Annotated in this window: 1 protein-coding gene; it reads right to left on the reverse strand. The window is 76.0% G+C overall.

Going from position 1 to position 14,726, the window contains the following annotated elements:
- Nucleotides 1–29: 29 nt before the first annotated feature.
- Nucleotides 30–14,696 (reverse strand): type I polyketide synthase, encoded by a 14,667-nt coding sequence (locus FHU28_RS23675; protein ID WP_184686654.1) that lies wholly within the window; start codon nt 14,694–14,696, stop codon nt 30–32.
- Between the last annotated feature and the right edge of the window lie 30 nt (nt 14,697–14,726).

Genomic DNA, 14,726 nt, shown 5'->3' on the forward strand with positions numbered 1-14,726 from the left:
TCTCGTGACACCACAGATCCCCGGGCGGCTCAGGAGAGCCCGAGGTCCTGGTCGATGAGGTCGAACAGCTCCTGGTTGCTGGCCGCCCGCAGCCGGCCGGCCACCTCGGCGGTGTCCTCCCGGCGTTCCTCGGCGGCGCCGAGCCGTTCGAGCAGGCTGTGCAGGCGCATCGTGATCCGCACCCGGCCGATGTCGTCCGGGTCGCGCAGCGCGAGGGCGCCCTCCAACTGGTCCAGCTCCGCGAGGGTGGGCAGCGCCTCCACCGACGCTTCGTCGAGCAGTTCGGCCCGCAGGTGCTCGGCCAGCGCCTGCGGGGTCGGGTGGTCGAACACCACCGAGCTGGGCAGGCTGAGCCCGGTCGAGCGGGCCAGCCGGCCCCGCAGCTCCACGGCGGTGAGCGAGTCGAAGCCGAGGTCCCGGAAGGGCCGCCCGGCCTCCACGGCGTACGGGCTGTCGTGGCCGATGACCTCGCCCGCGGCGGTGCGGATGAGATCGACCAGCAGCCGTGCCTGTTCGGCCTGCGACAGCTCGCCGAGCCGCTTGCGCAGTTCGCCGGCGACCTGGTCGCCGTCCTCGGCGTCGGCGCGCGCCGCCGCGGCCTGGGCGGCCACCTCGGCGATCTCGCTGATCAGCGGCCGGGGCCGGGCGGAGGCGAACACCGGCGCGAAGCGTTCCCAGTCGATGTCGGCGACGGTGAGGGCGGTGTCGTCGCCGTCGAGGCCGGCGCGCAGGGCGGCCATCGCCGGTTCCCGGTCGAGCAGGGACACCCCGCGCCGGCTCATGGCCGCCGCGTGCGCGTCGGTCACCATGCCGCCGCCGGCCCACGGTCCCCAGTTCACCGAGAGGTGCCGGGCCCGCCCGGCCGGCCGGGACTGCGCCCAGGCGTCCAGGAAGGCGTTGCCGGCGGCGTACGCCCCGTGGTCGCCGACGCCCCAGACGGCCGCGATGGAGGAGAAGTGCACGACCAGGTCGAGCGGCTCCGGGTCGAGGAACTCGTCGAGGTGCCGCGCGCCGGCGATCTTGCCGGAGACGACGTCGGCGAGTTCCGCCTCGGTCACGGCGGCGACCGGGTTGAGCTGGCCCACCCCGGCGGCGTGCACCACGGCGTGCACGGTCTCACCGTCGGCGCGCAGGCCACGGACCAGATCGGCGACCGCGTCCCGGTCGGCCAGGTCGCAGGCCAGCACCCGCGCCTCGGCGCCGAGGGCGGCCAGTTCCGCCACCGCCTCGTCCGCGCCGGGGGCCGCCGCGCCGCGCCGGCTGACCAGCAGCAGTCGCCGCGCGCCGTGCCGGGCGAACCAGCCGGCGGCGTACCGGCCGACGGCGCCGGTGCCGCCGGTGACCAGGACGGTGCCCGGCGCCTGCCAGCCGGCCGGCGCCTCGGCGCGGGGCGCGCGCTCCAGCCGCCGCAGGTACGTCCCGGAGTCGCGCACCGCGAGCTGGTCCTCGTCGCCGGCGGCGGTGAGGGCCGCCAGGACTCCCTCGGCGGCGGCGGTGTCCAGGGTGGCGGGCAGGTCCAGCAGGCCACCCCAGTGCCGGGGGTGTTCCAGCGCGGTCACCAGGCCGAGGCCCCACGTGGTGGCCTGGGCGGGGTGGGCGACGGGGTCGTCGGCGCCGGTGGCCACGGCCTGCCGGGTGAGCAGCCACAGCGGCACCGGTGGCAGGGCGTCCGTGACCGCCTGCACCAGGGCCAGGTTCGCGGTCAGGCCCAGCGGCACGGCCGAGCGGTCGGGGTGCGCCCGCTCGTCGATGGCGAGCAGCGACACGATCCGGGTGGGCGCCGCCGCGGCGAGCTGCCCGGCGAGCGTGCTCCGGTCGGTCGTCGCCGGGTCGACGGCGAGCTGCCGCACGGTGCCGCCCCGCGCGGTGAGCAGTTCGGCGAGCCGGTCGACGACCGGCTGGTCCGTACCGCTGTGCACCAGGGTCCACGTGCCGTCGACGGCACCCGCGACGAGAGCCCGCGGGCGCCAGGTGATCCGGTAGCGCCAGCCGCCGGCGAGGGTGTCCTCCTGCTGCTGGCGCCGCCACCGGTCCAGGTCCGGCAGCAGTTCCCGCAGCGGCCGGTCCGCGTCGAGGCCGAGCCGGCCGGCGAGCGCGTCGCCGTCGCCGGACGCCACGGCCCGCCAGAACGCCGAGTCGACGTCGTCGTGCGCGGCGGCGGGGGTGTGGGTCGCCGCCGCGTCGAGGGTCGGCCAGAACCGCTGGTGGGCGAACGCGTACGTGGGCAGGTTCACCGGGGCCGCGGCGCCGGGCAGCAGTGCCGGGAAGCGTACGGGCACGCCGTGGCAGTGCAGCCGGGCCACCGCGCCGAGCAGGGTGGCCACCTCGTCCTGGCCGGGCCGCTGCACGCCGGTCACGACGACCGGCGCGTCCACCGGCAGCGCGGCGGCGGTCAGGGCGGTCAGCACGGTGTCCGGCCCGATCTCCAGGAACCGGGTCACCCCGTGGGAGTGAAGGTGGGTGACGGTGTCGGCGAAGCGAACCGCCTCGCGGACGTGGCGGACCCAGTAGTCGGGTGTGCAGAGCTGCTCGGGGTCGACGACCGTACCGGTCAGGTTCGACACCAGCGGCACCGTCGGCGGGGCGTACGACAGGGTCGCCGCGACGGCCGCGAACTCGGCGAGCATGGGCTCCATCAGCGGGCTGTGGAAGGCGTGGCTGACCCGCAGCCGCTTGGTGCGTACGCCGAGGTCGGCGAAGTGGGTGGCCAGTTCGGTCAGCACGTCCTCGGCGCCGGCGACGACGACGGCGGCCGGCCCGTTGACGGCGGCGACGGCGGGCTGTCCCGGCGTGCCGGACAGGGCCCGCAGCACGTCGACCTCGGGCGCGGCGACGGCGAGCATCCCGCCGCCGGGTGGCAGGGCCTGCATCAGGCGCCCCCGGTTGCCGACGAGCGCGCAGGCGTCGGCCAGGTCGAGCACTCCGGCGACGTGGGCCGCGCTGATCTCCCCGACGGAGTGCCCGGCCACGAAGTCGGGCCGGATCCCCCAGTGTTCGAGCAGCCGGAACAGCGCCACCTCGACGGCGAAGAGCCCGGCCTGGGTGAAGACGGTCTGGTCGAGCAGGTCGGCCTCGGCGGTGCCGGGCTCGGCGAACAGCACCGTGCGCAGCGGCCGCGGCAGGTACGCGTCCAGGTGCTGGCACGCCTCGTCGAGGGTCGCCGCGAAGACGGGGAACGTCTCCCACAGGCGTCGGCCCATCCCGGCGTGCTGCGCGCCCTGGCCGGAGAAGAGCGCCGCCAGCGCGCCGCCGGGCTCGGCGGTGCCCCGGGTGAGCCCGGGGTGGTCCTGCCCGGCGGCCAGGGCCCGCAGGCCGGCGAGGGCGGCGTCGGCGTCGGCGGCGAGCAGCACCGCGCGGTGCCGCAGCGGGGACCGTCCGGTGGCCAGTGCCCGGGCCACGTCGGCGGCGGGCGTTCCGCTGCCCGGCAGCCAGTCGGCCAGCCGGGCCGCCTGCGCCCGCAGGCTGTCGGCGGTGTCTGCCGATACGACCCACGGCAGCAGCGGCGTCCCGTCGGCGGCGCCGAGCGTGCCGCGGCTGGAGCTGGTCGTGGGCGCGTCGGCGCTGGCCGGACGGGGGGCGGCGGTGTCGGCCGGGGGCGTGGCGGGCGCCTGTTCGAGGATGACGTGCACGTTGGTGCCGCTGACCCCGAACGACGACACGCCGGCGCGGCGCGGCCGGTCCACGTCCGGCCACGGCTGCGCCTCGGTCAGCAGCGCGACAGCGCCGGCCGACCAGTCCACGTGCGGCGACGGCTCGTCCACGTGCAGGGTGGGCGGCAGCAGGTCGTGCTGGAGGGCCAGCACCATCTTGATCACGCCGGAGACACCGGCGGCGGCCTGGGTGTGGCCGACGTTCGACTTCACGGAGCCGAGCCAGAGCGGCCGGTCGGCGGGGCGCTGCCGCCCGTACGTGGCCAGCAGGGCCTGCGCCTCGATCGGGTCGCCGAGCCGGGTGCCGGTGCCGTGCCCGTCGACGGCGTCCACGTCGGCGGCGCTCAGCCGCGCGTTGGCCAGCGCCTGGTTGATCACCCGTTCCTGCGCGGGCCCGTTGGGGGCGGTCAGGCCGTTGCTGGCGCCGTCCTGGTTCATCGCCGAGCCGCGCACGACGGCGAGGATCCGCCGGCCGTCGCGCCGGGCGTCGGAGAGCCGCTGCAACATCACCAAGCCGACGCCCTCGCCCCAGCCGGTGCCGTCGGCGGCCCCGGCGAACGACTTGCACCGGCCGTCGAGGGCGAGCCCCCGTTGCCGGGCGAACTCCAGGAACGGGCCGGGGGTGGCCATCACCGTCACGCCGCCGGCGACCGCGACGTCGCACTCGCCCTGCCGCAGGGACTGGCAGGCCAGGTGCAGCGCCACCAGCGACGACGAGCAGGCGGTGTCGACGCTGACGGCGGGGCCCTGCAACCCGAAGTGGTACGCCAGCCGACCGCTGATGACGGCGGCGACGTTGCCCGTGGCCTGGTAGCCCTCGGTCTCGACCCGGGCGGCCATCAGCAGCGTCGCGTAGTCCTGGCCGTTCGTGCCGACGAAGACGCCGGTGTTGGTCTCCCGCATGTCGGCGGGCGCGGTGCCGGCCCGCTCGAACAGCTCCCAGGCGCTCTCCAGCAGCACCCGTTGCTGCGGGTCCATCACCATCGCCTCGCGCGGGGAGATGCCGAACAGGGCGGCGTCGAAGCCGGCGGCGTCGGTGAGGAAGCCGCCCTCGCGCACGTACGAGGTGCCGGGCCGGTCGGGATCGGGGTCGTAGATGGCTGCCAGGTCCCAGCCCCGGTCGGTCGGGAACTCCGCTATGCCGTCGCGTCCCTCGGCGACGAGTCGCCACAGGTCCTCGGGGCCGGCGACCCCGCCGGGGTAGCGGCAGCTCATCGAGACGATGGCGATCGGCTCGTCCAGCGCGGTGGCGGCCCGCACGGGCTCGGCCGCCGGGGTGTCGTCGCCCGCGAGCCTGCCCGCCAGGTGCTCCGCGAGGGCGTCGGGCGTCGGGCGGTCGAACACCAGGGTCGCCGGCAGGTTCAGTCCCACCGCCTCGGCGAGGCGGTTGCGCATCTCGACGGCGCTGAGCGAGTCGAAGCCGATCTCCCGGAACGACCGGTCCGCCGCCAGCGCCTGCGGCGAGGACATGCGCAGCACCGCCGCCGCGTGGACGCGTACGAGGTCGAGCAGGACCCGACGGCGTTCCGGTGCGGCGAGGCCGGCCAGCCGGCCGCGGAGCGGGGACCCCGCGTCGGGCGTGCCGCCGTCGCGCTGCCCGGCCGCGAGCAGCCGGGCCACCTCGGGGATGTCGGCGATCAGCGGCCGAGGGCGGGCCAGCGTGTAGGTCTGCAGGAACCGGTCCCAGGCGATGTCCGCCACGGTGAGCGTGGTGTCGCCGTGGTCGAGCGCCTCGGCCAGGACGGAGACCGCGAGGTCGGGGCGCATGGCCCGGACGCCCGAGCGGAACATCTGGTCGGCGGCGCCCTCGGCGTCGACCATGCCGCCGCCGTCCCAGGCGCCCCAGGCGATGGCGGTGGCGGCCCGTCCGCGCCGTCGCCGGTCCTCGGCGAGCGCGTCGAGGAAGGCGTTGGCGGCGGCGTAGCCGCCCTGGTGCCCGCCGCCCCAGACGCCCGCGCCGGAGGAGAAGAGCACGAACGCCGACAGTTCGTCGCCGCACGCCTCGTCGAGGTTGACCGCGCCGGCCACCTTGGCCCGCAGGGCGTCGGCGAGGTCGGCGACGTCGGTGGCCGCGACGGGCGCGGCGTGGGCGACGCCGGCGGTGTGGAACACGGCCCCGATGCGGGTGCCCTGCCCGGCGAGCCGCTCGACGAGGGCCCGTACGGCGACCGCGTCGGCGACGTCGCAGGCGGCCACGGTGACTGTGGCGCCGGCGGCGCGCAGTTCGTCGGCCAGCTCGTCCGCGCCGGGCGTGGCGGGGCCCTGGCGGCCGGTCAGCACCAGCTCACCCACGCCCTCGCGGGCCAGCCAGCGCGCCACCTGGGCCCCGATGGACCCGAGGCCGCCGGTGACCAGGACGGCGCCGCTGGCGGGACGCCAGTCCTGCGTCGCGGTGCGCTCGGCGCGGGCGCGGACCAGTCGCCGGGCGAACACCCCGGAGGGGCGCAGCGCCAGCTGGTCCTCCGCGTCGACGCCTGCCAGCACCGCCACGAGCCGGGCCCGGTCCCGGGGGTCCAGCTCGGCGGGCAGGTCCAGCAGTCCGCCCCAGCGGTCCGGGTGCTCCAGGGCGACCACCCGGCCGAGCCCCCAGAGCATCGCCTGGCGGGGGCGGTCGAGCTGGTCGGCGCGGCCGGTCGAGACCGCGCCGGCGGTGGCGCACCACAGCGGGGCGGTGACGCCGGTGTCGCCGAGGGCCTGGACCAGGGCGTACGTGGCGGCGAGACCCGCCGGGACGACCGGGTGGGCCGGGTGCGGCGCGTCGTCCAGGCCGAGCAGGGAGAGCACCCCGGCGACGGGCCCGCCGGTCCGCGCCAGCCGCTCGGCCAGCACCGGCCGGCCCGTCTCCGGCACGTCGATCCGGACGACCTCGGCCCCGCCCTCGCCCAGCGTCCGGGCGACGCCGTCGACCAGGGGGTGCTCGGCTTCGGCGGCCGGCACGACCAGCAGCCACGTGCCGGCGAGGGTGGCCTCCGGCGCGACGGTCAGCGGCTTCCAGGTCACCCGGTAGCGCCACGAGTCCACGGTGGACTCGTCGCGGCGGCGCCGGCGCCAGGAGGAGAGCAGCGGCAGCGCGGGGTCGAGGGAGCTGACCGTGGCCTCGTCGATGCGCATGGCGGCGGCCAGCGCAGACGCGTCGGCGCGTTCCACGGCCTCCCAGAAGTGCCGGTCCGCCTCGTCGGTGCCGGCGGGGGCGGGGGCGGCCGCCGCCGTCGGCTGCGGCCAGTAGCGCTGTCGCTGGAAGGCGTACGTGGGCAGCGGGAGCGGCGGGCCGGTGGGGGCGCCCAGGATCGCCGTCCAGTCGACGGGCACGCCGTGCACGTGCAGCCCGGCGAGGACCGTCAGCATGCGCTGCCAGCCGCCGGTCACGGTGTCGTCGGCGGCCACCACGACGGCGTCGTCGGCCCGCGCGCTCTCGCGGATGCCGACGGCGAGGACGGTCGCCGGGGCAGCCTCGAGGAGGACCCGGTGGCCCTCGTCGAGCAGGGCGCGTACGGCCGGTTCGGCGTCGGCGTCGGCGTCGGCGTCGGTGGTCAGGTCCCGGTACCACCGGGCGGCGTCGAGGCCGTCGGTGTCGACCGGGCCGCCGGTCGTCGCCGAGTACAGCGGCACCTCGGCCGCCCGGAGGGTGATCCCGGCCAGCGCGTCCGGGCCGTCCTCCGCCGGGCTGGCGAGGGCGATCGTCCTCGCCGCGTCCTCCAGCGACAGCGCGCCGGCCACGCAGGCGGCCGCGAGCGCGCCGTGAGCGTGCCCGAGCACGGCGGCGGGTCGTACGCCGAGGGAGCGCCACCAGCGTCCCAGCGAGACGGCCACGGCCCACCGGACGGCCGGCGCCACCCCGGGGTCGGCCGGGGTGGGGGCGCCGTCCGCGCCGCGCAGCACGGAGGCGAGCGACCAGTCCACGTGGGGGGCGAGGGCCGCCTCGCAGGCGGCGATCGCGGTGGCGAACTCCGGTGCCCGGTCCAGCAGCTCGACGGTCGCGGCGGGCCACGGGTCGCCGTGGCCGGGGAAGACGAGGACCGGGTCGGCGGCGCGCGCCGCGACGCCGGTGACGGCGGCGGTGGCCTCGCCGAGGTGGAACGCCTCCAGGGCCCGCGTCAGGTCGACGGTGTCGCGGCCGAGGACGACGGCGCGGTGGTCGAACGTGGCCCGGGTGGTGACCAGGGCGTGCGCGACGTCGGCCGGCGCCAGCTCCGGGTGTGCCGCGAGGTGCGCGCCCAGCCGGGCCGCCTGGTCGCGCAGCGCCGGGGCGTCCACGGCGGAGAGCACGAGGGGTACGACGTCGGCGCGCGGCCGGTCGGTGGGCCGCGCGCCGACCGTCTCGGCGGGCGGCTGCTCGATGATCACGTGCGCGTTGGTGCCGGAGATCCCGAACGACGACACCGCCGCCCGACGCGGCCGGCCCACCCGCGGCCACGGCATCGCCTCGGTCGCCAGAGCGACCGCCCCCGCCGACCAGTCGACATGCGGGGACGGCTCGTCCACGTGCAGCGTCGCCGGCACCAGACCGTGGCGCATCGCCATGACCATCTTGATCACACCGGCCACACCGGCAGCCGCCTGCGTGTGCCCGATGTTCGACTTGATCGACCCGAGCAGCAACGGCCGATCCTGCGGACGCTCCTGCCCGTACGTCGCCAACAACGCCTGCGCCTCAATCGGGTCACCCAGCGTCGTACCCGTGCCGTGCGCCTCGACCACGTCCACGTCGGACGGCGACAGCCGCGCCGACGCCAGCGCCTGCCGGATCACCCGCTGCTGCGACGGACCGTTCGGCGCCGTCAGCCCGTTCGACGCACCGTCCTGGTTCACGGCGCTGCCGCGTACGACCGCCAGGATCCGCCGGCCCTCACGCTGGGCGTCGGAGAGCCGCTGCACCAGCAGCACACCGACGCCCTCGGACCAGCCCGTACCGTCCGCCGACGCCGCGAACGACTTACACCGACCGTCGGCCGACAGACCACGCTGCCGGGAGAACTCGATGAAGGTGCCAGGCGTCGCCATCACCGTCACACCACCGGCCAGCGCGAGGTCGCACTCGCCACTGCGCAGTGCCTGCGCCGCGAGGTGCAGCGCCACCAGCGACGACGAGCACGCCGTGTCGACAGTGACCGCCGGGCCCTCCAAGCCGAACGTATACGCCACCCGACCCGACAACACGCTGCCCGACGTACCCGTACCGACGTAGCCCTCCACCTCATCGGCCAACCCCATGAGCTGCGACGCATAGTCGTGGTACATGACGCCGGCGAACACACCGGTCCGGCTGCCCCGCAGCCGCTGCGGATCAAGCCCAGCCGACTCGAACGACTCCCACGACGCCTCCAACAGCAACCGCTGCTGCGGATCCATCGCGAGGGCCTCACGCGGCGAAATACCGAAGAAACCCGGGTCGAACTCCGCAGCCCCATACAGGAAACCACCACGCCGCGTGTACGACGTACCACTACGCCCCGGATCCGGATCGAACAGCGACTCCAGATCCCAACCGCGATCCGCCGGGAACTCCCCGATCCCCTCGCCGCCGCCGGCCAGCAACGCCCACAGTTCGTCGGGGGATTCCACCCCGCCCGGGTAGCGGCAGGCCAAGCCCACGATCGCGATCGGCTCGTCGGCGCGGGTGGTGGTCCGCGCGCCCGGCGCGGCGGGGCCACCTGCGGCGCCGGCCAGTTCGGCGTGCACATGGGCGGCGAGCGCCTGCGGCGTCGGGTAGTCGAATACGAGCGTCGAGGGCAGCCGCAGGCCGGTGGCCGCGTTCACACGGTTACGCAGGTCGACGGCGGTCAGCGAGTCGAAGCCCAGCTCGCGGAACGCCCGGTCGGCGGGCACGGCTTCCGCCCCGCCGTGCCCGAGCACCTGCGCGACGAGGCCGCGTACCAGCACGTCGAGCTGGGCGCGCGCCTCGTCGGCGGTCAGGCCGCCGATGCGGGTCGCCCAGGTGGTGCCCTGTCCCGCCTGGCGGCGGGTCGTGGTCGTACCGACCAGGTTGCGGAGCATCGGCGGCACCAGGCCGGCGCCGGCCGCGGCCCGGAGGGCGGCCAGGTCGATCACGGCGGGCACCAGGGCCGGCCGGCCGGCGGTCAGGGCGGCGTCGAACAGCCGCAGCCCGGTGTCGGCGCTCATCGCGGTGATGCCGCCCCGGGTCGATCGCGCCCGGTCCGCCTCGTCGAGGGACGCGCCCATGCCGGGGGTGTCCCACATGCCCCACGCCAGGCTGACCGCAGGCAACCCGAGCTGCCGCCGGTAGACCGCCAGGGCGTCGAGGAACGCGTTGCCCGCCGCGTACGCCGACTGACCCGGCGAACCCAACACACCCGCCACCGACGAGAACACCACGAACAAGTCGAGACCAAGACCCGCCGTCGCCTCGTGCAACAACCAACCCGCCGACACCTTCGGCGCCAGCACCGCGCGAAGCCGCTCGGCGGTCAGCCCTTCGACCACGCCGTCGTCCAGGACACCGGCGGTGTGCACCACACCCGCCAACCGGCCCCCAGCGGCAACCTCACCGACCAGCCCGAACGCCTGATCCCGGTCCGTCACGTCACAGGCCACCACCCGCACCGACGCACCCAGCGCGGACAACCGCTCCGACAACTCACCCGCACCCGCAGCCTCCGGACCACGACGCGACACCAACACCAGCGACCGCACGCCGTACGCCGACACCAGATGTTCCGCCACCAACGCGCCCAGCGCGCCCGTACCACCGGTCACCAGCACCGCACCGTCACCCACAACCGGCGTCTCCACCGACACCGGGGCGACCGCACGCACCAGACGCGGCACGAACACCTCACCCGAGCGCACCGCGACCTGACCACCGAACGCCACCGGCTCGTCGGCCACGGAACTCAGCACAGCCAGCAGCCCCGCGTCCACGTCAGCGTCGACATCCGCCAGGACGATGCGACCCGGATGCTCCGACTGCGCCGAGCGCAGCAGACCCCAGACCGTCGCTGCGGCCAGGTCGGTGATCCGGTCTCCGTCCCCGACCGACACCGCACCCCGGGTCACCACGACCAACCGCGACTCCGCCAGCGCGTCGGCCGCCAGCCAGGACCGCACCGTCGCCAGCACCTGCGACGTCGCCGCCCGCACCGACTCGGGGCCATTGTCGACGGCGGCGGCGTGCATCTCACCGGGGACCGAAGCAGGTTCCGTCTCGACGTGAAGGGCCCGGCGCAGGCCACCCACCGGCACCAGCAACAGACGCGGCGCCACAGCCGACGCCACGGCGACCGCCTCGACGTCGGCGTACACCGGCAGCTCAGCGACGGCCGGCAGGTCGGCGGCGGCGGCGGGCGAGCCCAGCAGCGCCCACCCGGAGGCGTCCCCGGCCGGGGCGACCTCCTGGGCCTGCCAGGCGACCTCGAACAGCGACCGGGCCGACGCGTCCGGGGACGACGACACCCCGGTCAGCTCGCGCAGGGCGAGGGTGTCCACCGACACCACGGCCGCGCCCGACTCGTCGCACGCGACCAGGCGCACCGCCGAACCCGCGCGCGTGAGCCGCACCCGCAGCACCCGCGCACCCGATGCCCACACCTGCACACCCTCGAACGCGAACGGCACACGCGCCCCACCCGAACCCTCCGAGCCGGGCAGCAACCCGATCGGATGCAGCGCGGCGTCCAGCAGCGCCGGGTGCACGCCGAAGCGAGCCGCCTCCACCGCCGCGTCGTCCGGCAGCACCACGTCGGCGTACACGTCCTCGCCGACGGTCCACACCCGGCGCAACCCCCGGAACACCGGCCCGTACGACAGGCCACGCTCCGCCAGGGTCGGGTACCAGCCCGTGACGTCCACCTCGACGCCGTCGACCGGCGGCCACTCCCCCACGCCCGGCTCGTCGGCCGACGCCGGCTCCAGCACACCCTCCGCGTGCGAAACCCACTCTGCCTCGGGATCACCCTCGGACTGGGAGTGCACGGCCACGACGCGGATGCCGGCCTCGTCGGCGGCGCCGACGCGTACCTGCACCCGCACCGCACCCACCTGCGGCAGCACCAACGGCGCGGCCACGGTCAACTCCCGCACCCGCGACGCACCCACCTCGTCACCCGCCCGCACCGCCAACTCCACCAGGGCAGCGCCCGGCACGATCACCGCGCCGGAGACGACGTGGTCGGCGAGCCACGCGTGCGTCGACGTCGAGAGGCGACCGGTCAGCACCACCATGTCCTCGCCCGCCACGGAGACGGCCGCGCCGAGCAGCGGGTGCCCGGCCGCGCCGAGGCCGGCCCCGGAGACGTCCGTCCAGCGGCCCGCCGGCTCCAGCCAGTAGCGCTGGTGCTCGAAGGCGTACGTCGGCAGGTCGACGTGCCGGCCGCCGGCCCGGTCGAGCAGGCCCGCCCAGCCGACGGCGTGGCCGTGCACGTGCAGCGACGCGAGGGCCTCCAGGAGGGCCTGCGGCTCAGGCCGGTCGTGGCGCGACACCGGCACCAGCAGGGGCGCCGGCTCGTCCTCCGCGCGCTCGGCGAGGCAGTTCTGCGTCATGGCGGTGAGGACGCCGTTCGGCCCCACCTCCAGGTAGGTGTCGACCTCCTCGGCGCGCAGGCAGTCGACGGCGTCGGCGAAGCGAACGGTGCCGCGTACGTGGCGCACCCAGTAGCCCGGGTCGCAGAGCTGGTCGGCGTCGGCGACGCGGCCGGTCAGGTTCGACACCACGGGGATCGTCGGCGGCCGGAACGTCAGTCCCTCGGCGACGGCCGCGAACTCGGCCAGCATCGGGTCCATCCGGGCGCTGTGGAAGGCGTGGCTCACCCGAAGGCGGCGGGTCTGCACACCCTGCTCGGACCACACCCGCTGCACCTCGTCGAGCGCCTCGACGTCACCCGCGACCACCACGGCGGCGGGGCCGTTGACAGCGGCCAGGTCGAGCTGGCCGGGCAGCCCCGCCAGGGACGCGGCGACGGCGGCCTCGGCGGCGGCCACGGCGAGCATGCCGCCGCCGGCCGGCAACGCCTGCATGAGCCGACCCCGCGCCGCGACCAGCGCGCACGCGTCGGCCAGGGAGAGCACGCCCGCCACGTGCGCCGCCGCGATCTCACCGATGGAGTGCCCGGCCACCAGGTCCGGCACCACACCGAACGACTCGACCAACCGGAACAACGCCACCTCGACCGCGAACAGCCCCGCCTGCGTGAACACCGTCTGATCCAGCAACCCCGCCCCGGGCGTGCCCGCCGCGGCGAACAGCACCTCCCGCAACGGACGCGGCAGCAGCGGATCCAGGTGACCGCACACCTCGTCCAGGGCCGCGGCGAACACCGGGAACGCCCCGTACAGCTCACGACCCATACCGGCGCGCTGCGCGCCCTGGCCGGAGAAAAGGAAGGCCACCCGGCCACGCGGGGCCGACGCGCCGGTGGTGACGGCGCCGGTCGGCTCGCCCGCGGCGAGGGCCCGCAGCCCGGCGAGCAGGTCGTCCGCGTCACCGGCCAGGACGACCGCGCGGTGTTCGAGCCCCGCGCGGCTGACCGAGGAGACCGCGACGTCCACCGGACGTGGGGCGTCGACGCGGGCGAGGTGGTCGGCCCAGCGGCCGGCCTGCCCCGCGAGCGCCTCGGGCGTACGGGCGGAGAGGAACACCGGGGCGAGCGGGAGCGCGACCGGCGCGTCGACGGCGGAGGGTGCCTCGTCGGTGGACGGGGCGTCGTCGCCGGGCGCCTCCTCCAGGATGACGTGCGCGTTCGTACCGCTGATGCCGAAGGACGACACGGCAGCCCGGCGCGGCCGGTCGGTGGCCGACCACGCGCGCGCCTCGGTCAGCAGCGAGACCTGCCCGGCGGACCAGTCGATGTGCGGGGACGGCTCGTCGACGTGCAGGGTGGCGGGCATGGTGCGGTGGCGGATCGCCTCGATCATCTTGATCAGGCCGGCGGCGCCCGCGGCGGCCTGGGTGTGACCCAGGTTCGACTTGACCGAGCCCAGCCAGAGCGGCCCGCCGTCGCCCCGGTCCTGCCCGTACGTGGCCAGCAGCGCCTGCGCCTCGATGGGGTCGCCGAGGGTGGTGCCGGTACCGTGCGCCTCGACCACGTCGACGTCGGCTGGCGAGAGCCGGGCGTTGGCGAGGGCCTGCCGGATCACCCGCTCCTGCGACGGGCCGTTGGGGGCGGTGAGTCCGCTGCTGGCGCCGTCCTGGTTGACCGCGCTGCCCCGGACGACGGCGAGGATACGCCGGCCGTCGCGGCGGGCGTCGGAGAGCCGTTGCAGGAGCAGCACGCCGACGCCCTCGGACCAGCCGGTGCCGTCGGCGGCGGCGGCGAACGACTTGCACCGGCCGTCGGAGGCCAGGCCCCGCTGGCGGGAGAAGTCGGCGAAGGTGCCCGGGGTGGACATGACCGTCACACCGCCGGCGAGCGCGAAGTCGCAGTCCCGCTGGCGCAGCGCCTGCGTCGCGAGGTGCACGGCGACCAGCGACGACGAGCATGCCGTGTCCACAGTGACGGCCGGGCCCTCCAGCCCGAAGGTGTACGCCACCCGGCCGGACACCACGCTGCCGGAGTTGCCGGTGCCGATGTAGCCCTCGACGCCGTCGGGCAGGTCCAGCACCCGCGACGCGTAGTCGTGGTACATGACCCCGGCGAAGACGCCGGTCCGGCTGCCACGCAGCGCCTGCGGGTCGATGCCGGCGTGCTCGAACGCCTCCCAGGAGGTCTCCAGCAGCAGCCGCTGGTGCGGGTCCATCGCCAGGGCCTCGCGGGGGCTGATGCCGAAGAAGCCCGGGTCGAACTGTGGCGCGTCGTAGAGGAAGCCGCCCTGGTTGCTGGTCGACGTGCCCGGGTTGTCCGGGTCGACGTTGAAGAGCCGCTCCAGGTCCCAGCCCCGGTCGGTCGGGAAGTCGCCCACCCCGTCGCCGCCCCGGTCGACGAGGTCCCACAGCTCGGCCGGGCTGGACACCCCGCCCGGGAACCGGCACGCCATGCCGATGACGGCCATCGGCTCGCGGTCCTTGGCCTCCACCTCGCGTACCCGCCGGCGCGCGTCGCGCAGGTCGGCAGTGGCACGCCGGAGGTAGTCGAGGAACTCTGCCTCAGTGGGCATCGGGCCACTCCGTATCGGGGTTCGAGGTGT

Origin of the sequence: Micromonospora echinospora, from assembly GCF_014203425.1 — a bacterium.
GTDB classification, from domain to species: Bacteria; Actinomycetota; Actinomycetes; order Mycobacteriales; family Micromonosporaceae; genus Micromonospora; species Micromonospora echinospora_A.